The sequence below is a fragment of the Streptomyces sp. NPDC003393 genome (genome assembly GCF_053589015.1).
Genome location: NZ_JBSFRB010000018.1, coordinates 44,865 through 66,685, shown reverse-complemented (window position 1 = coordinate 66,685; position 21,821 = coordinate 44,865). Strand labels below are relative to the sequence as shown.

The 21,821-nt window shown below is 72.2% G+C and carries 16 protein-coding genes; 5 read left to right on the top strand and 11 right to left on the bottom strand.

The features are described from left to right. Positions 1–315: 315 nt before the first annotated feature. On the top strand, positions 316–1,095 hold the full coding sequence (lexA, locus tag ACWDUZ_RS19285; RefSeq protein ID WP_451632992.1) for a transcriptional repressor LexA: 780 nt from the start codon (positions 316–318) through the stop codon (positions 1,093–1,095). Between the two features lie 86 nt (positions 1,096–1,181). Here lexA and ACWDUZ_RS19280 read toward each other — a convergent pair whose 3' ends face one another. From ACWDUZ_RS19280 to ACWDUZ_RS19265, 4 genes are all read right to left on the bottom strand, one after another. After that, complete coding sequence (locus ACWDUZ_RS19280) at positions 1,182–3,173, bottom strand: ATP-dependent DNA helicase (protein WP_451632991.1); 1,992 nt, start codon at positions 3,171–3,173, stop codon at positions 1,182–1,184. A 146-nt stretch (positions 3,174–3,319) separates the two neighbouring features. Beyond that, the gene (locus ACWDUZ_RS19275; protein WP_451632990.1) at positions 3,320–4,135 is read right to left on the bottom strand and encodes a GNAT family N-acetyltransferase; all 816 of its coding nucleotides are present in this window, start codon (positions 4,133–4,135) and stop codon (positions 3,320–3,322) included. 28 nt (positions 4,136–4,163) lie between these two features. Continuing rightward, positions 4,164–6,098 (bottom strand): IucA/IucC family protein, encoded by a 1,935-nt coding sequence (locus ACWDUZ_RS19270; RefSeq protein WP_451632989.1) that lies wholly within the window; start codon positions 6,096–6,098, stop codon positions 4,164–4,166. A 568-nt stretch (positions 6,099–6,666) separates the two neighbouring features. Beyond that, positions 6,667–8,190, bottom strand: a complete 1,524-nt coding sequence (locus tag ACWDUZ_RS19265; protein WP_451632988.1) for a diaminobutyrate--2-oxoglutarate transaminase family protein — start codon at positions 8,188–8,190, stop codon at positions 6,667–6,669. Positions 8,191–8,613: 423 nt separating this feature from the next. On the opposite strand from ACWDUZ_RS19265, the gene ACWDUZ_RS19260 reads away from it, so the two are divergent. Both ACWDUZ_RS19260 and ACWDUZ_RS19255 read left to right on the top strand, forming a co-directional pair. Next, positions 8,614–9,849 (top strand): trypsin-like serine peptidase, encoded by a 1,236-nt coding sequence (locus ACWDUZ_RS19260; RefSeq protein WP_451632987.1) that lies wholly within the window; start codon positions 8,614–8,616, stop codon positions 9,847–9,849. 270 nt (positions 9,850–10,119) lie between these two features. Beyond that, the gene (locus ACWDUZ_RS19255; RefSeq protein ID WP_451632986.1) at positions 10,120–11,343 is read left to right on the top strand and encodes a trypsin-like serine peptidase; all 1,224 of its coding nucleotides are present in this window, start codon (positions 10,120–10,122) and stop codon (positions 11,341–11,343) included. Positions 11,344–11,448: 105 nt separating this feature from the next. Here ACWDUZ_RS19255 and hflX read toward each other — a convergent pair whose 3' ends face one another. From hflX to miaA, 6 genes are all read right to left on the bottom strand, one after another. Beyond that, positions 11,449–12,777, bottom strand: a complete 1,329-nt coding sequence (gene hflX, locus ACWDUZ_RS19250) for a GTPase HflX (protein WP_451633052.1) — start codon at positions 12,775–12,777, stop codon at positions 11,449–11,451. A 481-nt stretch (positions 12,778–13,258) separates the two neighbouring features. After that, entirely contained in the window at positions 13,259–14,749 is a 1,491-nt protein-coding gene (locus ACWDUZ_RS19245; RefSeq protein WP_451632985.1) for a M1 family metallopeptidase, read from the bottom strand. Positions 14,750–14,898: 149 nt separating this feature from the next. Next, positions 14,899–17,139, bottom strand: coding sequence for a RelA/SpoT family protein (locus ACWDUZ_RS19240; protein WP_451632984.1), 2,241 nt, complete (start codon positions 17,137–17,139; stop codon positions 14,899–14,901). A 299-nt stretch (positions 17,140–17,438) separates the two neighbouring features. Then, positions 17,439–18,308, bottom strand: a complete 870-nt coding sequence (gene dapF, locus ACWDUZ_RS19235; RefSeq protein ID WP_451632983.1) for a diaminopimelate epimerase — start codon at positions 18,306–18,308, stop codon at positions 17,439–17,441. A 176-nt stretch (positions 18,309–18,484) separates the two neighbouring features. Then, positions 18,485–19,006 carry a hypothetical protein gene (locus tag ACWDUZ_RS19230; protein WP_451633051.1) on the bottom strand — a complete coding sequence of 174 codons (522 nt, stop codon included), beginning with the start codon at positions 19,004–19,006 and terminating at the stop codon, positions 18,485–18,487. Positions 19,007–19,114: 108 nt separating this feature from the next. Continuing rightward, complete coding sequence (miaA, locus tag ACWDUZ_RS19225; RefSeq protein ID WP_451632982.1) at positions 19,115–20,053, bottom strand: tRNA (adenosine(37)-N6)-dimethylallyltransferase MiaA; 939 nt, start codon at positions 20,051–20,053, stop codon at positions 19,115–19,117. Positions 20,054–20,321: 268 nt separating this feature from the next. On the opposite strand from miaA, the gene ACWDUZ_RS19220 reads away from it, so the two are divergent. Together ACWDUZ_RS19220 and ACWDUZ_RS19215 are read left to right on the top strand one after the other, a co-directional pair. Next, complete coding sequence (locus ACWDUZ_RS19220) at positions 20,322–20,546, top strand: hypothetical protein (protein WP_451632981.1); 225 nt, start codon at positions 20,322–20,324, stop codon at positions 20,544–20,546. A 22-nt stretch (positions 20,547–20,568) separates the two neighbouring features. Next, on the top strand, positions 20,569–20,889 hold the full coding sequence (locus ACWDUZ_RS19215) for an antitoxin (protein ID WP_451632980.1): 321 nt from the start codon (positions 20,569–20,571) through the stop codon (positions 20,887–20,889). A gap of 177 nt (positions 20,890–21,066) precedes the next feature. Here ACWDUZ_RS19215 and ACWDUZ_RS19210 read toward each other — a convergent pair whose 3' ends face one another. Beyond that, positions 21,067–21,798: a class III extradiol dioxygenase subunit B-like domain-containing protein gene (locus ACWDUZ_RS19210; protein WP_451632979.1), complete on the bottom strand. Its 732-nt coding sequence runs from the start codon at positions 21,796–21,798 to the stop codon at positions 21,067–21,069. Positions 21,799–21,821 lie beyond the last annotated feature (23 nt).

Sequence of the window (21,821 nt, the reverse complement as noted above, 5' to 3'; positions counted from 1 at the left end):
ATCGCCGGCGGGCCCGGGGAGATACCGTGAGCGCCGCGGGGAGGACGCGTGGGACTCCCGGGCAGAAGGGAACCGGCGCTCGGTCGACGAGGCGCCGGATGGCAGACTGGGACGGCGGCCCACAAGGTCTGCACTCCGGCGGTGAAGAGTACAGCAACAGACCTTTTCGCCCGCCGGGCACCGCGTCGGCCATACACCCAGACACGTGATCAAGTCCGGTGATCCACTCTTTTTCACTCGAACGTGTGTTTGGCGCAACCTTTCGAAAGCAACTACCGTTGTGCCGGAGGGAGACCATCGAGAGGGGCCGACGAAGTGACCACCACCGCAGACAGTGCCACCATCACTGCCCAGGACCGCTCCCAGGGCCGACTCGAGCCGGTGCATGCGATGAACGAAGCCGCGAATCCCGAGGGGCCCAAGCGCTCCCTTCCGGGCCGACCTCCAGGCATCCGGGCGGACAGCTCGGGCCTCACCGAACGGCAGCGCCGGGTGATCGAGGTCATCAGGGACTCGGTGCAGCGACGCGGCTATCCGCCGTCCATGCGGGAGATCGGCCAGGCGGTCGGCCTGTCCAGCACCTCCTCGGTGGCACACCAGCTCATGGCCCTCGAGCGCAAGGGCTTCCTGCGCCGTGACCCGCACCGCCCGCGTGCCTACGAGGTCCGCGGCTCGGACCAGGCCGCCCCGCTGCAGCCCACGGACACGGTGGGCAAGCCCGCCGCGTCGTACGTCCCTCTGGTCGGCCGGATCGCCGCCGGTGGCCCGATCCTCGCCGAGGAGTCGGTCGAGGACGTCTTCCCTCTCCCCCGGCAGCTCGTCGGCGACGGTGAACTGTTCGTCCTGAAGGTCGTCGGCGACTCGATGATCGAGGCCGCCATCTGCGACGGCGACTGGGTCACGGTCCGCCGCCAGCAGGTCGCCGAGAACGGCGACATCGTGGCCGCCATGATCGAGGGCGAGGCGACCGTCAAGCGTTTCAAGCGGGAGGACGGCCATGTCTGGCTCCTGCCGCACAACGCGGCGTACGAGCCGATCCCGGGCGACGACGCGACCATCCTCGGCAAGGTGGTGGCGGTCCTGCGACGCGTCTGAGGAGCGCAGCGGCGGGCCTGTCGACCCGCCCCTTGATCGGGCCCCGGAACCTCTGCGCCGGTTCCGGGGCTCTGTGCTGAGCGCACTCAGCCGGCCGCCGGCTGCTCCTCCTCCGCCTGCCGGGCCACGGCATCGATGGCCGCCAGCGACTTGCGCACCTGATTCCGGTCGGTGGTGTGCCAGAAGTCCGGCAGTGAGGCCTTCAGATAGCCGCCGTAACGCGCGGTGGCCAGCCGCGGATCGAGTACGGCGACCACCCCGCGGTCCCCGGAGGCACGGACGAGACGTCCGGCGCCCTGAGCCATCAGCAGGGCCGCATGAGTCGCGGCGACCGCCATGAACCCATTGCCCCCGGCGTCCTCGACCGCCTTCTGGCGGGCGCTCATCAGCGGGTCGTCCGGGCGCGGGAAGGGGATCTTGTCCATGACGACCAGCTGGCAGCTGGAGCCGGGGACGTCGACACCCTGCCAGAGGGACAGCGTGCCGAACAGGCACGTCCTCGCGTCCGCCGCGAAGTTCTTGATCAGCTCGCCCAACGTCTCCTCGCCCTGGAGCAGGATCGGGAACTCGGGGATGCGCGCACGCAGCTCCTCGGCGGCGAGCTGGGCGGCCCGCATCGACGAGAACAGGCCGAGTGTGCGGCCGCCCGCCGCCTGGATCAGTTCCGTCAACTCGTCGAGCATGTCCCCGCGGTCGCCGTCCCGTGCCGGGCGCGACAGGTGCTTGGCGACGTACAGAATGCCCTGTTTGCGATAGTCGAACGGCGATCCGACGTCCACACCCGTCCACTGCGGCACGTCGTCGCCCTCCGTGCCCTCCGGAGCGAGACCGAGGGAGGCGCCGACACCGTTGAAGTCGCCGCCGAGCTTGAGGGTCGCCGAGGTCAGGACCACGGAGCGGTCCGCGAAGAGCTTCTCGCGCAACAGGCCCGAGACGGACATGGGGGCGACACGCAGGGAGGCCCCGAATCGGTCGTGCCGCTCGTACCAGACGACGTCCCACTCCGAGCCGTTCGTGATGCGCTCCGCCACGTCATGCACGTTCTCCACGGAGGCCAGCGCTTGCTTGCGGACCGCGTCCTCGTCCTGGACCGACTTGTCGCGCGTCGCACCGAGCGCCGAGATGACGTTGCGCGCGGCGTCCCGCAGCGCCAGCAGGGCATAGCCGAGGTCCTCGGGGATCTCCTCCAGCCTGCCCGGCAGCGCCAGCTCCATCAGCCGCTCGAAGCCCTCGGCGGCCGTCTGCAACTGATCGGCGGCCTTCTCGTTGACGAGCTTCGCGGCCCGGCGCACCGCACGGTTCACCTGCCCGGGCGTGAGCTCGCCGGTGGCGACGCCGGTCACCCGTGAGACCAGCTCATGAGCCTCGTCGACGATCAGCACCTCGTGCTGCGGAAGGACCGGCGCGCCTTCGATGGCGTCGATCGCGAGCAGCGCGTGGTTGGTGACGACGACCTCGGCGAGCTTGGCGTGCTCGCGGGCCATCTCGGCGAAGCACTCGGCACCGTAGGCGCACTTGGAGGCGCCCAGGCACTCCCGCGACGAGACCGAGACCTGCCCCCAGGCCCGGTCGGACACACCGGGTGTGAGGTCGTCACGGTCACCGGACTCGGTCTCGTCCGCCCAGTCGCGCAGCCGCAGCAGGTCCTGGCCCAGCTTGCTGGTGGGTGCGGCCGCCTCGAACTGGTCGAACAGGCCCTCCTCCTCGTCCTGCGGGACGCCCTCGTGCAGGCGGTGCAGGCACAGGTAGTTCGAGCGGCCCTTGAGCATGGCGAACTCCGGGCGGCGGCGCAGCAAGGGGTGCAACGCGTCGACCGTACGCGGCAGGTCGCGCTCGACGAGCTGGCGCTGCAACGCCAGGGTGGCCGTCGCCACCACGACTCGCTCCCCGTGCGCGAGCGCGGGCACGAGGTAGCCGAGGGACTTGCCGGTACCTGTGCCGGCCTGGACCAGGAGGTGCGAGCCGTCGTCGATCGCGTCCGCGACGGCCTGGGCCATGGTCACCTGGCCGGGGCGCTCCGTACCGCCGACGGCTGCGACGGCGGCATGCAGGAGTTCGGGGAGAGAGGGCTTCGTCATAGCGCGACCACCCTACGGCTCGGGACTGACAAACGGGCGGTCGAGGCGCGGACCAGGGGCTCTGCAGGCCCTCAGCCGGTTCTGCGCGACGGGAACCGAACCGGCACGGCGGACGTTGCTCATTGTGACGACGGTGCGACGGACTGTCACAGCAGCTCTCGCAAGGACCGGTCCCGGATCATGAGGGCGGCCCGCTTGTCGGGCAGGTCGGTCTCGGCCGCGAAGCGGAATCCGGCGGTCAGAAAGGCGGCCAGGGAGGGTGTGTTGCGAAGGTCGGGTTCCGCTACGACGCGGGAACAGCTGAGGCGTTTGTCGAGGATCAGGTCGGCCACGGCTCGGAGCAGAGCGCTGCCGAGTCCTCGGCCTCGGTCGCTGACGCTGCCGATGAGGAGGTGGACACCAGTGTCGTGCGGCCTGGCGGGATAGTGGCGGGCCAGCGGATCGAGATCGGCCCGGTAGATCTCCCAGTAGCTCATCGGTGTGCCCTCGAGGAGGCCGAGGCACGGGACGCTGCGGCCGTCGCCGTCCAGCTGTGCGCGCAGATGGGCCTCGGTCACGCCGTGCGATCCGGCGAGCTGCCAGTACTTCGCGACGGCCGGGTCGTTCATCCACCGGCCGATGACCGGCAGGTCTCGCTCGACGCGGACGGGTACCAGTTGGAAGTCGCCGACGGAGGTGGCGATGGCGCCCCAGTCACCGACGCCGTCGAGGAGGTCGTCCACGGCGGAGCCGATCGCGGTCCTGTCCGCGAAGAGTGAGACGCATTCGTCGGGCAGGTGAAGGTCGAGCGTGTCCTCGCAGTCGGTGCCCGCGTCGGCCGGTCCGGAGCGGAGATCGGCGCCGATGGCCCCCGGGGCGACCACGGCGGCGGCTGCCACGGGGATAGGCCAAGGGCCGAGGTCGGGGTCGCCGGTGGTGGCGGGGGCATGGTCGGTGGCTGCGCCGGCGTCGCCGGGATACATGGCGCGCTCCTCTCGGCGGGGAGGGGTGTCAGGAGTGCAGGGGGTTCGCGATGGTGACGTAGACGGACTGGGTGTCGACCGGGCCGACGAGTTCGTCGAGGCCGTGCAGCCGGGTCAGCAGGTTGGCCTTGCATCGCAGGACCGGCGAGTCGAGCAGACGGGCCGGCAGAGTGGAGCGGGTACGGGCGGGGCCGGAGGCGAGACCGCGGAGGAAACAGCGGAAGGCGGCCAGGAGCAGCCGTTCGTCGGCGAGCCCCTGGGAGCCGAACGCACCGATGAGACCGAAGACGTTGTTGACGGCGACGTAGTAGCCGAAGCGTTCGTCCGTGACCTCGTCCGGGACGAAGGTGTCGCTGTGCTCACCGATGCCGGGCAGCAGGGCGTCGAGTTCCGTGCGCCGGGAGGCGCGGAAGTAGTAGCCCTGGTTGTCGCGGTAGCGGCCGCCCGCGGGCCAGCCGTCGGCGTCCAGCACCACCAGCGCGTTCTGCTGGTGGGCTTCCAGGGCGATCCCTGCCTCGCCGTCGAGCCACACCACCGGACGGATCACCTGTTCGAGATAGCGCAGGAACCACTCGGCGCCGACGGCCTCTCGCGGACGCCCGGTGCGCAGCGCGAGGGACCTGACGAGGCCGGCCAGCCGGGACCGGACGACCGGGCCGGCTCCGGCCTGGTGGAACGGCCTGGGCGCGACGAGACCGGCGACGCAGCAGACGTCGTCCGCCGGGCCGAACGGATTGTGCCGGATCATCACATCCAGCCCTGGTACGGGGGCGCCGTCCTGGTCGTCGACGGCGAGCCAGGCCGGGTCGCGGACGATGTCGAAGCGGGGGTGTGCCGCCCGCCACCGCCGGGACAGGCCGCCGCGCAGAAGGCGGTGTACCTCGACGCCACGGTGCAGTTCCTTACGGAGGTTCTCGCGACGGGAGTTGGTGATACGCAGGCCCAACGACAGTTTGAGCATGGCCGGTGCACCGGTGCGGTGAACGGTCCGTACGGAGGAGGTGGGATGCCAGGCGGGGCCGTGGGGTCCCAGGTCGAGGAGCAGTCCAGCGTCGAGCAGGGCCATGATGCCCGGGCGGTGCCGGACGTCGCGCGCCTGCCACGGATGCAACGGCAGAGCGGCGTATCCGTCGGCCAACGGCAGGCCTGCCCCGGCGAGTCGGGCCATGAGCCGCTCGGCCGGTACGGGCCGGCCGCTCTCGGTCCACGCCGAGTCGCCGGCGAGCACGGAGGGGGCGACCGCCATCCAGTGCAGGGGGAAGGAGCCTCGAAGTTCTGGTGAGTAGGGACGGGCTTCGGCCTCGGACAGACCCTCACGGCTCTTCGGCGCCGGATGCAGCGGGTGTCCGAGCACAAGGGCCTGCTCCGCGGAGAGGAAGCGGTCGGGACCGTCGGCGGGATGGTCGCGGCGGTCGGCGAGAAAGAGGGTGGTGCGCCGGACCGAGTCGGCTACACGGGCGACGAGATCGACGGTTTCGTCACCGACAAGAGCAGCTGTCGGAACACCGTCGGCGGGATCAGCCGGAGGGACACCGGCAGGGACGGGAGGAGGGACCGCGGGTGGAGTCACCGCTTCCCGCGCGAGCAGGGTGGCGACCATGACGGCATCGGCCGGGGTCGCGTCGTCCGGGGCGCCGGCCAGGCGAGGCAGGCCGAAGCGGTGCCAGCCGGTCGGCGACCAGTGGTGGACCGGGACGAGGAGGGCCATACCGCTGGCCGGGAGGGGGACACGCAGGGTGTCGCTGCCGGGGTCGGCGATACCGGTCTCGCGCACCCAGCAGCGGAGGAGGTTCTCCAGGGCTGCGGCCTGGGCGGCGGTGTGCGGTTCGGGGTGGTCCAGTAGGTCCGTGGGCGCGGCGGCCGGATACGGAACGTGGGGTGCGCCGTGGAATTGGCGGGGGACCGTCTCGGTCGAGCCCTGAGAGGCGGAGGGATGACCGTGAGTTGTAGGGGTTGCGTTCAAGACGGTTCCTTGTGGTTCTTTGTGGGGGTTGTTCGGGGCTTCGGGGCGGGGCTTTGGGACTCGGGCTCAGGTTCGGCCGAGTCCTGGGCGGTGTTCGCGGCTCGGGTCCGGGTCGGGTCCGCGGCTCGGGCGGTGAGAAGTTCGGATGCTGCGAAGCTCAGGTGGCGAAGAGTTCGAGCAGTGCGGGGCCGTGGAGCTGAAGCCGTCTCCTCCGGGGGCGGCAGTCCCCCTCCTCCGGATCCTGCCCGTACGGCTGAGATCCGCCCGGCCTTCCGCCGTGCTCCGACCTGCCCTGCCTCCGGATGACCCATGCGCACGGAGGCCGGCCGACAGGCTCACTCGGTGAACGACCGACTGCTTCGGACGACCGGCTGCCGCGACCCGCCAGTCGCTCCGGTCCGTCGACGAGCTCGCAGACCCGCTCCGTTGACCTCCATGCCCGCCACCCTGCTCGCCGACCTGCTGGCCGGCCCGCCACCGCAGTCCGGCTGTCCGTCAGCCCGGCGGGCCCGGCAGTCCGGCAGTCCGGCGGGCCCGGCAGTCCGGCAGTCCGGCGGGCCCGGAGGCGCTATCCCGCTCCCGTCGCGCGTCCGGAGGATCGACGTCGTCGGCCGGGTGGCCCGGTGCGGCGCGCACGGTCGGTGTGCGTCCGGGCCGCCGCTTCGACCGCGTCCGCCAGCCGGTCGAGCACCGCTGCCGACTGCTCGTCGGTGATCGTGAGCGGGGGCAGAAGCCGTACGACGCTGGCATGCCGACCGCCGATTTCGACGATGAGGCCCCGTCGCAGACATTCCCGCTGGACCGCGGCCGCGAGGCCGGGATCCGCCGGCCTGGGCGGGCCGGCCCCGGACGACGGCGGTGTGGCGTCCTCTTCGGCAGCGCTGCCGGCCGGACTCACGAGTTCCAGGCCGATCATCAGGCCCCGCCCCCGCACCTCGCCGACGCACGGGTACTCCTCGGCCAGTGGGACGAGTTGGGAGAGCATGTGGGCGCCCAGGGTGGCGGCGCGCTCGGCGAGGCGGTTCTCGCGGACATGGGCGAGCGTGGCGGTGCCCGCGGCCATGGCGAGTTGGTTGCCGCGGAAGGTTTCGGCGTGATCGCCCGGTTCCCAGACGTCGAGTTCGTCGCGGTAGACCACGACGGCCAGCGGAAGGCTGCCGCCGATGGCCTTGGACAGCACCATCACATCCGGTGTCACCCCGCTGTGTTCGACTCCCCAGAACGCGCCCGTACGGCCGACGCCGGTGTGGATCTCGTCGGCGATCAGCGGCACGGAGCGCTCCGCCGTGAGCCGCCGCATCCGCCGCATCCAGTCGTCGGGCGCGGGAATCACGCCGCCCTCGCCCTGCACCGGCTCGAGGATCATCCCTGCGGGCAGGGGCACACCCGACCTGGGGTCGTCCAGTACGGACTCGGTCCAGCGGGCGGCCAGTTCGGCTCCGTGGGGCCCGCCGACACCGAAGGGGCAGCGGTAGTCCTGCGGGTGGGCCAGCCCTGCGACCCGGACCTCGGAGGCGTGCCCGGAGGCGGCGAGCGCGCCGATGGTCGTCCCGTGGTAGGCGCCCGCGAACGCCATGATCCCGGTGCGGCCGGTGGCCGCCCGGACGAGTTCGAACGCGGCCTCCACCGCGTCCGTCCCGGCCGGGCCGCAGAACTGCACGCGCGCGTGGTCGGCGAGCCCGGCGGGCAGGGTGCGGAACAGTTCGTCGACGAAGGCGTCCTTGACGGGTGTGGCCAGGTCGAGCGCGTGCAGTGGTGCGCCGGAGTCGAGGACCTTGCGAACGGCCTCGAGGACGACGGGATGGTTGTGCCCGAGGGCGAGGGTGCCCGCGCCCGAGAGGCAGTCCAGATAGCGGCGGCCGTCCGCGCCCTCGATGGTCAGCCCGCGCGCCCTGACCGGAACGATCGGCAGGGCGCGCGCGTAGGTGCGCGCCGCCGACTCGCGCGCCGACTGGCGCCGCAGGATCCCCTCGTGCAGGGTGTGCGCCCCTGCGGACGCACACCCTGCCGGCGCACCCTCACCGGAGGCAAGCCCGCCAGGTGCAGACCCCCGTGGCCCGGGTCTCCCGGGCGCAGACTCCGTCACGGTCACGGCTCCCTGTCCTCCCGCTGTCCCGAGGCGTCGGCATCCACCTGTTCCGAGGGGCCGGCCTCCCAACCGCCGGTGAGTGCCGACCGGTTGCCCACTGCGGCCTGCCGGTCGGCACTATCGTCGGCGCAGTGGCCGACGCCGCCGACGGCGAGTCACCCACCGTCGGCACGGGGACCCGGGCGCGGACAGCAAGCCCCTCACCGTTACAACCGCCGATCGCTCGGGGAGTTACGGGTTGCCTCAAGATCCTTGCCGTGACGGAACCGTTGCCGTTCCGTCGGCAGTCCCCCACAGCGACCGCATAGTGTGTGGTGCCGTTCCGCACACGGTGAGCGCGCACGACCCCGGCCCGGGCCGGCTCGGGGTGGCTGCGGCGGCCACGGTGGCACCGGCACGTCTCGTCACATCAGGGGGAGTCAGAGCATGCGACCCATACGCCCGTCCGTCACCGCTCGCCGAAGGGGGAGCGCCCGGCGCACGGGTTCCCCGGCGTTGGCCGCCCTCGCTCTGGTCTCGGCACTGGCGCTCACCGCCACCGGCTGCAACGGGGACGACACCCACGCGGACGGCAGGCCCTCCGCGAGCGCCGACGACGCGGACGGTTCGGCGGGCGACGGCAAGATCAAGATTCCGGACGACCTCCGCGACAAGCTCAAGGAGCACGGGATCGACCTCGACAAGTGGAAGGACGGGGCCTGGAAGAACTGGGACAAGGACGACTGGCTGCGCGAGGCCAACGACTTCGTCAACCCGATCATCCAGGGGCTGTGGGACCCGGACCGGATGCGCCGGGCCGAGGACCCGGACAAGGGCGTCGACGACAACGACATCTCCGGTGACCAGGGTGTCACCGACCCGACCCCGGTGCCGGTGAGGGCACGGGCGGTGGCGCCGCCGTACCACGACAACGCCGCGACGGCGGGCAAGCTCTTCTTCGACTCCCCCGAGGGCACGATGGTCTGCTCGGCGACGGTGGTCCAGGACCCGGCCCGCCCGGGCAAGTCCGACATGGTGTGGACGGCCGGTCACTGCGTGCACGCCGGCAAGAAGGGCGGCTGGTACCGCAACATCGCCTTCGTGCCGTCGTACAACAACGCGCGGATGAGCACGGACCAGTTGAAGAACGCCACCAGGGAGCAGGTCGCTCCGTACGGTGTGTGGTGGGTCGACTGGGCGCAGACCTCCGACCAGTGGATCGAGCAGGGCGGTGCGACCGGCGGACAGGGCGCGCCGTACGACTTCGCCGTCATGCATGTGACGCCGGAGAAGGACGGCGGCGGCAAGTCGCTGGAGGAGACCTTGGGTTCGGCGCTTCCGGTGAACTTCGACGCACCGGCCGTGCCGAAGGTGGAGAGCATCACCGCGACCGGCTACCCGGCCGCGCCGCCGTACGACGGCCGGCTGTTGTACCAGTGCCAGGACAAGCCGGGACGACTGTCGGTCAAGGCCTCCGACCCGACGATGTACCGCATCGGCTGCAGCATGACGGGTGGCTCGTCCGGCGGCGGCTGGGTCGAGAGGGGCGCGGACGGCAAGCCCGCGCTGGTGTCCAACACCTCGATCGGCCCGGTGACCGCAGGCTGGCTGGCCGGTCCGCGGCTCGGTCCGGTGGCCAAGGGCGTCTACGACGCGGTCAGCAAGAAGTTCGCCGGGCAGTGAGAAGCGCCCGGTGAGCGCCGGGATTCGCCGACGGCGGTGGGGCACGGAAACCTTCACCACCCCACCGCCGTTCGCCCTCATCCGCACAGGCATAGTGGGATGTCGCTCCCGCCGGTTCCCGCGCATACCGCACGGGGATCGCCACGGGCGTGATCTGACAAGCGCGTGACACCAATCGGCGCGCGACACCGAGGCCGTTCATCGGCAACCCGCGCGGCCGTCAGCCATGGCGCGCGGCAGGCAGACGAATCAACGGGGGTTCTCCTCACCATGCGATCCATACGTACGCCGTCCGCGCTCCGGCACGGACGCCGGCGCGCCGTCCTCGCCGCCACCGCCCTGGCGGCGACCCTGACGCTCACCGCGACGGCCTGCGACGACTCCGGCAAGGACGACGCGAGCGGCGAGCCGGGCGCCACCGCTTCGCAGGCCGCCGAAGACGGCAGCGGTGGCGGCGACGGCAAGGTCCACCTCCCTGCCGACATCGCGGACAGGCTCAAGGAACACGGGATCGATGTCGACCAGTGGCAGAAGGGCGGCTGGAAGGACTGGGACAAGGACAAGTGGCTCAGCGCCGCCAAGGACTTCGTCAACCCGGTGATCGAGGGGTTGTGGAAGCCGGAGCGGATGAAGTCCGCCAAGGAGGCCAACAAGACGGTCTCCACCAAGGACGCCGCCGCCGACCAGGGCGTCAGCGATCCTGCGCCGCAGCCCGTCCGGGCCCAGGCGGAGAAGACCCCGTACCACGAGCACGCCGCGCCGGTCGGCAAGGTCTTCTTCGACTCGCCCGCAGGTTCGATGGTCTGCTCCGGCACCGTCGTCAAGGACGTCAACCACCCCGGCAGATCCAACCTGGTGTGGACGGCGGGCCACTGTGTGCACGCGGGCCGGGGCGGCGGCTGGTACCGCAACATCGCGTTCGTCCCGGCCTACAACGACCTCGGCAAGTCCGCGTCCGCGCTGAGCGATGCCGACCCGTCCGAGGTCGCCCCGTACGGCGCCTGGTGGGCAGACTGGGCCTCCACCTCGAACCAGTGGATCCAGGGCGGCTCGGAGACGGGCGGCGCGGGTGCCGCGTACGACTACGCCGTGCTGCACGTGAAGCCGGAGTCCGGCTCGAAGTCGCTGGAGGAGACCGTCGGGGCCGCGCTGGACGTGGACTTCTCCACGCCGTCGGCCACCGAGGTCACCACGATGGGCGCCTGGGGCTACCCGGCCGCGCCGCCGTACAACGGTCTGAAGATGTTCCGATGCCTGGACCGGCCGGGCCGGTTCTCGCTCAGCCCGTCCCTGCCGACGATGTACCGGATCGGCTGCACCATGACCGGTGGCTCGTCCGGCGGCGGCTGGTTCCGCGTGGTGGGCGGGAAGACGGAGCTGGTCTCCAACACCTCGATCGGCCCGTCCGACAACACCTGGCTCGCCGGTCCACAGCTGGGCCGGGGCGCCGAGGCGCTGTACGAGAACATGAGCAGGACGTACGGCGGCCGCTGACGCCGACGGCATGACGAGGGCCCGCTCCCTGCGACAGGGGCGGGCCCTCGTACTGCGCGTCCGAAGCAGGACGTACGTGTCGAAGCGCGTCCGGAACCGGACGGCTCAGAGCGCGGCAGCCGGCACGTACGGCGCCAGGTCCGCGGCGAGCTCCTCGTGCACCCGGGCCTTGAGCAGCGTGCCCTCCGCGGTGTGCTCCTCGGAGATCACCTCGCCCTCGGTGTGCGCACGGGCGACCAGCTTGCCGTGGGTGTACGGCACGAGCGCCTCGATCTCCACGGACGGGCGCGGCAGCTCGTTGTCGATCAGGGCGCGCAGCTCGGCGACGCCTCGGCCGGTGCGGGCCGAGACGGCGATCGAGTGCTTCTCGATCCGCAGCAGCCGCTGGAGCACCAGCGGGTCCGCCGCGTCCGCCTTGTTGATCACGACGATCTCGGGTACGTCGGTGGCGTCGACGTCCCTGATCACCTCGCGGACGGCGGCCAGCTGCTCCTCCGGGTTCGGGTGCGAGCCGTCCACGACATGGAGGATCAGGTCGGAGTCGCCGACCTCCTCCATGGTGGAGCGGAACGCCTCGACCAGGTGGTGGGGCAGGTGCCGGACGAATCCGACGGTGTCGGCCAGCGTGTACAGCCGCCCGCTCGGGGTCTCGGCCCGGCGCACGGTCGGGTCCAGGGTCGCGAACAGCGCGTTCTCGACCAGGACGCCCGCGCCGGTGAGGCGGTTGAGCAGGGAGGACTTGCCCGCGTTGGTGTAACCGGCGATCGCCACGGAGGGCACCTTGTGCCGGCGGCGCTCCTGGCGCTTGATCTCACGGCCGGTCTTCATGTCCGCGATCTCCCGGCGCATCTTCGCCATCTTCTCGCGGATCCGGCGCCGGTCCGTTTCGATCTTGGTCTCACCGGGGCCGCGGGTGGCGAGGCCGCCGCTGCCGCCGCCCATCTGGCGGGACAGGGACTGACCCCAACCGCGCAGCCTCGGCAGCATGTACTGCATCTGCGCCAGCGCGACCTGCGCCTTGCCCTCCCGGGACTTGGCGTGCTGCGCGAAGATGTCCAGGATCAGGGCCGTACGGTCGATGACCTTGACCTTGACGATGTCCTCGAGGTGGATCAGCTGGCCGGGGCTGAGCTCACCGTCGCAGATGACGGTGTCCGCGCCGGTCTCCAGGACGATGTCACGCAGCTCGTCGGCCTTGCCGGAACCGATGTAGGTGGCCGCGTCGGGCTTGTCGCGGCGCTGGATCACGCCGTCCAGCACGATCGCGCCTGCGGTCTCGGCGAGGGCCGCGAGCTCAGCCAACGAGTTGTCCGCGTCCTGCACGGTCCCCGAGGTCCAGACGCCGACGAGGACGACCCTCTCAAGGCGGAGCTGACGGTACTCGACCTCGGTGACGTCCTCGAGCTCGGTGGAGAGGCCCGCCACACGGCGCAGGGCCGCGCGGTCGGAGCGGTCGAACTGGTCGCCGTCCCGCTCTCCGTCGATCCCGTGGCTCCAGGCGACGTCCTCTTCCATCAGGGCATCGGCCCGAAGACCCTCGGGGTAGGTGTGCGCGAGGCGCTTGGTGGCCTGGGAAGAGGAAGAAGAGGAGGTCATTGGGTCCTTACGTCGTTGGGAATCCGTGGTGCGGCGACGGATTCGCGGCGGGCCCCGACGGGCTGTCCACGGCGCTTCCGTCACCGCTGTCAACGCACGAGTGCCCCGGGAGATTCCCCGTGCACGGTGCCGTGCCGACCCGACGATGGTCGCACGGGACGGCCCGTCTCGTCACGGTGTTATCGTCCCGCCACGGCGGTCACGTCCTCGCCGCCGTCGGCACGCGCCTTCTCACCGCCCGCGGCGCACCGAGCGGCCCGCCACGGCCGCCTCCTCTCCCTCGGCCCTTCTCCCTTTCCACCGTCACCGCTCACCCCCGTCACCGCTTCAGCGTCGGCGGCAGGTTCCGCTGCCGCGGGTCGGGCTTCCAGTCCGGGTGTCCCGGCATCGGCGGAGTCTTCGCACCGTACAGCCAGGTCTTGAAGAAGCCGCTCAGGTCCCGTCCGGCGACGGCCGAGGCCAGCCGCACGAAGTCGGCGGTGGTCGCCGTGGAGTCCCGGTTGCCCCGCACCCAGGCGCGCTCCAGGCGCTCGAAGGCGGCCTCGCCGATCTGCCGGCGCAACGCGTACAGGACGAGGGCCGCGCCGTCGTAGACGTTCGCGCGGAAGATCCCGGTCTTCCGGCCGGCCCCCGGCGGCTTCGGCAGCGCGGGCGGGCCCCCGGCCGCGCGCCACTGGTCGGCGGCCGCGTAGGCGGCCTTCATCCGTTCCTCCATGGACTTGTGCGCCTTCTCCTCGGCGTACAGGGCCTCGTACCAGGTGGCGTGCCCCTCATTGAGCCACACGTCGGACCAGGCGCGCGGGGTGACGCTGTCGCCGAACCACTGGTGGGCCAGCTCGTGCACCATGACCGACTCCACGTACCACTTCGGGTAGGCGGGGTCGGTGAACAGATCTTTCTCGAAGAGGGAGAGGGTCTGTGTCTCGAGTTCGAAACCGGTCGTGGCCGAGGCCATGAGCAGGCCGTACGTCTCGAGGGGGTAGCGCCCGACCTTGCTCTCCATCCAGGCGATCTGGTCCGAGGTCTTGTCGAGCCACGGTTCGAGCGCCTTGCGGTCCTTGCTGGGGACGACGTCGCGGACGGGCAGACCATGCGGGCCGGTGCGGTGCAGCACGGCGGAGCGGCCGATGGAGACCTGGGCCAGTTCGGTGGCCATGGGGTGCCGTGTGCGGTACGTCCAGGTGGCCTGGCCGCCGGCCCGCGTGACGCCCTCCGGCAGACCGTTGGCGACGGCCGTGTACCCCTCGGGGGCGGTGACCCGGATGGTGAACATCGCCTTGTCGGACGGGTGGTCGTTGCACGGGAACACCAGATGCGCCGCGTCGGCCTGGCCGGCCAGGGCGAGACCGTCCGCGGTGCGCACCCAACCGCCGTCACGGTCCGTCACCGGCGCGGGGTCGCTGGTGTGGTGCACGGTGATCCGGGTCAGGCCGTGCTCGGGCAGCGGGGCCTTCGGGGTGACGAGGAGATCCTCACCGGCGGTGGTGAACGTGGCGGGCCGGCCGTCGACCTCCACGGAGGCTACCTTGCCGTGCCCGAAGTCGAGGTTCACTCTCCGCAGTGCTCGCGTCACCCTGGCGTCGATCGTGGTGACGGCCCGGAGCGGCTTGCCGTTGTCGCCGGAGTAGGCGAAGGAGAGGTCGTACGACACCACGTCGTAGCCGGGGTTGCCCAGGTACGGGAAGAGCCGGTCGCCGATGCCGAGCGGAGCGGGCGGGGCGCCCGCGGCGAGGAGGCAGACGGAGACGGCGGACGCGAGAACGGTCGCCTGCAGGCGACGCGTGGCACGGTGACGGAGAGTGCGCGGCATGCACTCACGGCTATCAGCGCCCGGCGGTGGTGCGGCGACGACGCGCGCCACGGCCCACCCGAACGGGGCCCTCCAGGTTGCGGGCGAGGTGACCCCACCCTGTGCCTGCCCCGGTTCAGCTCCCCGGCACGCGCCCGCCCCGCCCCGGTTCAGCTCCCCGGCGGCTGGGGTTGCGGCCGGGCGCGGCTGACGTCGTAGACGCCCGGGACGTTGCGCATCGCCCGCATCAGGGCGGGCAGGCGGGTGGCGTCGGGAAGTTGCAGCGTGTAGGTGTGGTGCACGCGCTGTTGCGTCGGCGGGGCCACGGTAGCGGAGATGATCTCGACGCCTTCCAGTGCGATGGCCTCGGTCAGGTCCGCGAGCAGACGTGGACGGCCGAACGACTCGGCGAGCAGCGTGACACGGCACTCGGCCGTCTCGCCCCAGCGCACGCCGACCTCGGGGCGCCCCGCACCCGTCATCCGGGTCGCCGTGTCGCACTCGACGCGGTGCACGGTCACCGCTCCCCCGCGGACGGCGAAGGCGGTGATCTCGTCCGGCGGCACCGGCGTGCAGCAGCCGGCGAGCCGCACCGTCGCGCGGGGCCGGTCGACGATGACGGCGCCGGCCGAGGACCGGCCGCCGCGTGCCCCGGGCTGGGGGCCGGCCGCCCCTTCGGGCCTGCCGGAATCCTCCGCCGTGGCCGCGACGGCCGGGGGCGCGCCGTCGACGGCTCCCTGAGCGACCTGCGCGGGCCCGCTCGCGGAGTCAGGGGCGCCCGCCGCGGCTCCCCCGGCGCTGTCGGCCGCGTCCTCGGCGGCCGCCGGATGTGCCGCCAGCCACCGCTGGATGGCGATGCGGGCAGCGGGGGTGTGGGCGTGATCGAGCCACTCCCTGGACGGCTCCGAGGCCGGGTCCTGGCCCATGAGGAGCTGGACGGTGTCGCCGTCCCGCAGGACGGTGCTGAGCGTCGCCAGGCGGCCGTTGACGCGGGCGCCGATGCAGGCATGGGCGTCCTCGCCGTACTGCGCGTAGGCCGCGTCCACGCAGGTCGCCCCCTCGGGCAGGCCCAGCGTGCCGCCGTCGGGCCGGAAGACGGTGATCTCGCGGTCCTGGGCGAGGTCCTCGCGCAGTGTGGACCAGAAGGTGTCGGGGTCGGGTGCCGCCCGCTGCCAGTCGAGGAGGCGGGAGAGCCAGCCGGGGCGGGTGGGGTCGACGCGTTCGCCGTCGCCCGTCGACTGCTCCTCCGACGGAGGAGCGTAGGGATTGCCGAGCGCGACGACGCCGGCCTCGGCGACCTTGTGCATCTGGTGGGTGCGGATGAGGACTTCGACGACCTGGCCGTCCTCCCGGGCGACGGCCGTGTGCAGTGACTGGTAGAGGTTGAACTTGGGTACGGCGATGAAGTCCTTGAACTCGGAGACGACCGGGGTCATACAGGTGTGCAGCTCGCCGAGAACCCCATAGCAGTCGGCGTCCTCGTTCACCAGCACGAGCAGCCGGCCGAAGTCGCAGCCGCGCAGCCGGCCGCGTTTGCGGGCGACGCGGTGCACGGACACGAAGTGCCGGGGTCTGACGAGGACTTCGGCGGAGATGTCGGCCTCGCGCAGCACACCGCGGACCTGCTCGGCGATCTCGGTGAGCGGGTCGCCCGGGCGGACCGCGTTCTCCGCGATCAACTCCCGTGTGCACTCGTACTCCTCCGGGTGCAGGACCGCGAAGACCAGGTCCTCCAGCTCGGTCTTGAGCGCCTGCACACCGAGCCGCTCGGCGAGCGGGATGAGCACGTCCCTGGTCACCTTGGCGATGCGGGCCTGTTTCTCGGGGCGCATGACGCCGAGCGTGCGCATGTTGTGCAGCCGGTCGGCCAGTTTGATCGACATCACGCGGACGTCGTTGCCGGTGGCGACGAGCATCTTGCGGAAGGTCTCGGGCTCGGCCGCGGCGCCGTAGTCGACCTTCTCCAGCTTGGTGACGCCGTCGACGAGGTAGCGGACCTCCTCCCCGAACTGCTCACCGACCTGGTCGAGTGTCACGTCGGTGTCCTCGACGGTGTCGTGCAGGAGCGAGGCCGTCAACGTGGTCGTCTCGGCGCCGAGTTCGGCGAGGATCAGGGTGACGGCGAGCGGATGCGTGATGTACGGCTCGCCGCTCTTGCGCATCTGGCCGCGGTGCGAGGACTCGGCCAGGACGTAGGCGCGGCGCAGCGGTTCGAGGTCCGCGTCGGGAAAGTGGGCGCGGTGCGCCTCGGCGACGTGGCCGATGGCGTCGGGCAGCCGGTCGCGGGCGGCGGGGCCGAGCAGCGCCGCCCGGCCGAGGCGGCGAAGGTCGATCCGCGGGCGGGCTCTCCTGCGGGGCGCCGCGGGCGCCACCGGGCCCGGGGCCGCGGGATTCGTGGCATCCGCACTCATGGGCACCTCCGGCTGCGTGGACCGGCGGACGGGGTGCCCCAGGGCGTACTCGGCTCAGGGGTTGGCGTCGGATCCCCCGTCCGGGCCGGTGCTTGATGCTACCGAGCCCAGCACACCGGGCCGACCGCCTCTCGAAGAGCGTGAAACGGATCACCCATTCGAGCGACGGATCAGAGGTTTACGAATTCCGGCCATCTGATGGCGAGTCAGCCGTGGATTCACTCCCGCGTCCGCGCAGCGGGCATGGATCCTGCGCCGTATCGGGCTCACCGCCCCGGCTGGGCGCGCTCCCCGCGCGCTCAACCCGCCGCTGTTTCCAGCCACTCCGCGTCGATCTCCCCCTCGGCGACGATCACTGCGGGGCCGGTCATCTCGATCTCTCCGTCCGGGCGCTCGGTGATCACCAGCGTTCCGCCGGGCACGTCCACGGTGTAGGTCACCGGGGTGCCGGTGACGGACGGGTCGGCGCCGTCGCGCCGGGCGGCGGCCACGGCGACGGCACAAGCGCCCGTGCCGCACGAGCGGGTCTCGCCGGCGCCGCGCTCGTGCACGCGCATCGCGACGTGCCGGGGGCCGCGGTCGGCCACGAACTCGACGTTCACCCCGTCCGGGTAGGCGGCGGCCGGGCTGAACGGGGGCGGGGAGTACAGGTCGCCGGCGTCCGCGAGGTCGTCGACGAAGGCGACCGCGTGCGGATTGCCCATGTTCACGTTCCGCGCGGGCCAGCTGCGCGGTCCGACGCTCACCGTGACCTCCCCCTCGGGGAGCCGTGCCCGGCCCATGCCGACGGTGACGTCGCCGTCCTTGGCGATGTGCACCGTCTTCACTCCGGCGCGGGTGGCGATCGCCAGGTCGCCCTCGGTCACGTGTCCGGCGTGCTGGAGGTAGCGCGCGAACACCCGTACGCCGTTGCCGCACATCTCGGCGATCGAGCCGTCGCCGTTGCGGTAGTCCATGAACCACTCCGCCTGGGTGGCCATCTGCCGGGCGTCGGGGTGCGCGGCCGACCGGACGACGTGCAGCACCCCGTCGCCGCCGATGCCCGCGCGCCGGTCGCACAGGGCGGCCACCGCGGTCGGGGACAGCTCGACGGCGTTCTCCGGGTCGGGGACGATCACGAAGTCGTTCTCCGTGCCATGACCCTTGAGGAAGGCGATACGGGTGCTCATGCCTCGATCGTACGGGGTGGGTGCGACAACTCGGTGGCCACACCCGGCAGCGCATGATCGAGCCCGACCGGCGTCGGCGAGGCTCGTGATCGGTACAGCTCTGCCCCGGTGATGCGACGGCACCGTCAGGTGCCGTGCCGTGCGTCGCGAGCCGGTGAACCTCTCCGGTCGCAGCACTAGCGAAGCCGGGCGACCCGCCAGACGGCGAGGACCACGACGACGGCGGCGAGCAGCACATAGGCGCCGATCAGCCGCCAGTCGGGGCGTCTGCCGGTACCGCGCGGCGGCAGGCCCGGCCAGGTGTACCCCACGCGCCGGGCGGCCATCATGCCCCAGCCGGCCGCGCACAGGCAGATCAGCAGCCCCAGCATGGCGATCATCGCGCCGCTGTCTCCGTCGAAGGCCAGCGGGAACGCGAACATCAGCGAGCCGACGGCGGCCAGTCCCACGATGGGGGCGAGCTGCCAGATGCGCAGGCGCCGCTGCGGGCGCAGCTCGACCTCGACCTCGGGGCCGGCGTACATCTCCTCGGGCTCCGGGCCGTCCGCGGTCACGCCGTCCTGCGTGTCGGGCCCGTCGGGGCTCAGCGAGTCCTCGTCCGGTTCCGCACCGGCGCGCTCCAAGGTGATGCGCTCGGTGCCGTGCGCGGCTTGTGCGCCGCGTGCGCCTTGTGCGGTGTCGCGAGGGCCGGCCTCCATCGCCACGCGCCCTCCCAACTAGGACTCCACTTGGTCGATCGAAGCTCGATGATGGCACGGTCCCGGAGGCTCGGATGACGGCCTGGGCGTCCCGATGCCATCACGTGATCAGGCTGTAACCGGTCGTTCGACCAACGCCAGCGCGAGCGGCGGAAGTTCCCGGCGGTCCGCGGCGGCCCCGCTCAGCCAGTGCACGCGCGGGTCGCGCCGGAACCAGGTGTCCTGGCGGCGCGCGAAGCGTTTCGTGGCGCGTACGGTCTCCGCACGCGCCTCCTCCAGCGTGCACTCCCCGGCGAGCGCCGCGAGCACCTGCTGGTAGCCGAGTGCCCGGGAGGCCGTACGCCCCTCCCGCAGGCCCTGCGCCTCCAGTGCGCGCACCTCGTCCACGAGCCCTGCCTCCCACATGCGGTCGACCCGGCGCGCGATGCGCTCGTCGAGTTCGGGGCGCGCCACGTCGACCCCGATCTGCACGGTGTCGTAGACGGAGTCGTGTCCCGGGAGGTTGGCCGTGAACGGGCGGCCGGTGATCTCGATCACTTCCAGCGCCCGGACGATTCGGCGGCCGTTGCTGGGCAGGATCGCCCGCGCCGCCTCCGGGTCGGCGGCCGCCAGGCGGGCGTGCAGCGCCCCGGAGCCGCGCAGCGCGAGTTCCTCCTCCAGGCGGGCCCGCACGGCGGGGTCCGTGCCGGGGAACTCCAGGTTGTCCACGGCCCCGCGGACGTAGAGGCCGGAGCCGCCGACCAGGACCGGCCAGCGCCCCTCGGCGAGCAGCGCGTCGATGCGCTCCCGCGCGAGCCGCTGGTACTCGGCGACGGAGGCCGTCACCGTCACCTCCCAGACGTCCAGGAGGTGGTGCGGTACGCCGCCGCGCTCCTCGGGCGTCAGCTTCGCGGTGCCGATGTCCATCCCTCGGTAGAGCTGCATGGAGTCGGCGTTGACGACCTCTCCACCGAGACGCTGGGCCAGGAAGACGCCGAGGTCGGACTTTCCGGCCGCGGTGGGGCCGACGACGGCGATGACGCGGGGGGCGGGGGGTGCGCTGCTCACCGCACCAGTTTCGCAAACCTCCCCCGTGCCCCTCGAACGAGGACGGCACACGCGCGAGGTCGTTGCCCGTTGCGAGGTTCACGCGGCCGGATGCCGGGGGGCGGTGGTTCTGGCGCCACGGACGGACACACCGGGCTACACGGTTTCGCCCGCACGAGTAACGTATGGAGTTGATATGGGCGTTTTTGCGCGACTTTTTCGGAGGTCAAAGGCTGCGGAGTCGAGGACTGCGGAGGAGGCGTCGACCGCGGACGAGCCGGCCGGCGCGGTGACGGCCGGCTCGGAGGCCGCGACGGTCGCTTCCGGGCCGGACGGGACGACAGCGGCGAACGGGCCTGCCGGAGCGGACAGCGGTGCCGGGGGCGGTACGGCGAAGCCCCCGCAGGCCGGGGGCGACGGTGCCGCGGCCGGAGGCGACGGCGTGGACATCCCCAGGCAGCAGTCCACCGACGAGGTGGCCGAGCAGGAGGCCGGCGAGGGCGCCCGCACGTAACCCCCGGCAGGGAAGGTGAACCATGGGTCTGCTGGACAACATGAAGGCCAAACTCGGCCCGGCCAAGGAGAAGGTCGCGGACCTCGCCCAACGGCAGCAGGGCTCGATCGAGCACGGCCTGGACAAGGCCGCGAGGACGGTCGACGAGAAGACCAAGGGCAAGTACAGCGAGAAGATCCACGCGGGCACGGACAAGGCGAAGGGCGCCGTCGACCGTATCGCCCACGGAAGTGAGCGACCGCCGGACACGGGCACGGACACGGGCACGGGCACCGCGCCGGGCGGCACGACCGCCCAGACGCCTCCGCAGACGCCTCCGGAGGGCCCCCCGCCCTCCTCCTGAACGGCGTTGCGAACGCCACGACGGCCGCACAACGGCGGACGGCCGGGAAGCAGGCAGCCCTTCCCGGCCGTCCGCCGCGCCGGTTCCTCTCCCACAGGCCCGGCTTGGGCGCTCCCGTGCCGTACCGGAACCGGACCCCGATCAGACGGCCCGATGCCGAGGCGGCCCGGCGACCTGTCAGGACCAGGCGGCGACGAGGTAGCCGACGCCGTAGGGGGCGGCGTCGTGGAGCAGGGTGCCGGAGAGGCCGGAACCCTCGGCGGCGCCCGCGAGGACCTGCCACGGGGCCCGGCCGGAAGCCTTCAGCTCGTAGGCCAGCTCGGCGTCGAGAGCGGTCAGCGCCGCCAGGTCCGCGGCGCCGAGCGCGCGGGCGACCTCCGCGTCGAAGGGCTCGGCCCGCTCATCGAGGTAGCCGGGCGCCTTGAGTGACCGGCAGGCGCTGGCGTCGCCCATCACCAGCATCGCCACCCGGTCGGCGCGCGCGGCGATGTCCCGTCCGACCGCGACGCACCGCTCGGGCGCCAGCGGCTCGCCCACGCCCAGCCCCTCGATCGGAGCGTCGGACCAGCCGGTCCGCTCCAGCAGCCACGCCGCGACGGCGAGCGAGGGCGGCAGCTCGCGCTCGGACACGGGTCCCGTGCGCGCGCCGGTGTCCGTGGGCCCGCCGAGCCGTACGTCCAGGTCCACGCCGAAGCCGCGGAAGGATCCGCGGGTGCCTTCCGGGTGCGGGCCGCGCCCGGACTTCTCGGCGGGCCCCACCACCATGAGCAGGCCGGGCCGGGCGGCGGCCAGCACACCCAGCGCGTCCGTGCACGCGGCGCGCAGGGTGTCCAGCTCGGGCGCCGCCCCCGCGGCGACGGCGGGCACGAGAAGGGGCGGACAGGGACAGACTGCGGCGGCGACAAGCATGATCGGCAGGGTAACGCGTGCAC

Coding starts and splice junctions, on each gene's coding strand:
- ACWDUZ_RS19280 (WP_451632991.1), bottom strand. CDS start 3,173: ATGACGAAGCCCTCTCTCCCCGAACTCCTGCATGCCGCCGTCGCAGCC.
- ACWDUZ_RS19215 (WP_451632980.1), top strand. CDS start 20,569: ATGGGTCTGCTGGACAACATGAAGGCCAAACTCGGCCCGGCCAAGGAG.
- ACWDUZ_RS19255 (WP_451632986.1), top strand. CDS start 10,120: ATGCGATCCATACGTACGCCGTCCGCGCTCCGGCACGGACGCCGGCGC.
- ACWDUZ_RS19230 (WP_451633051.1), bottom strand. CDS start 19,006: ATGGAGGCCGGCCCTCGCGACACCGCACAAGGCGCACGCGGCGCACAA.
- dapF (WP_451632983.1), bottom strand. CDS start 18,308: ATGAGCACCCGTATCGCCTTCCTCAAGGGTCATGGCACGGAGAACGAC.
- ACWDUZ_RS19260 (WP_451632987.1), top strand. CDS start 8,614: ATGCGACCCATACGCCCGTCCGTCACCGCTCGCCGAAGGGGGAGCGCC.
- ACWDUZ_RS19210 (WP_451632979.1), bottom strand. CDS start 21,798: ATGCTTGTCGCCGCCGCAGTCTGTCCCTGTCCGCCCCTTCTCGTGCCC.
- ACWDUZ_RS19275 (WP_451632990.1), bottom strand. CDS start 4,135: ATGTATCCCGGCGACGCCGGCGCAGCCACCGACCATGCCCCCGCCACC.
- ACWDUZ_RS19245 (WP_451632985.1), bottom strand. CDS start 14,749: ATGCCGCGCACTCTCCGTCACCGTGCCACGCGTCGCCTGCAGGCGACC.
- ACWDUZ_RS19240 (WP_451632984.1), bottom strand. CDS start 17,139: ATGAGTGCGGATGCCACGAATCCCGCGGCCCCGGGCCCGGTGGCGCCC.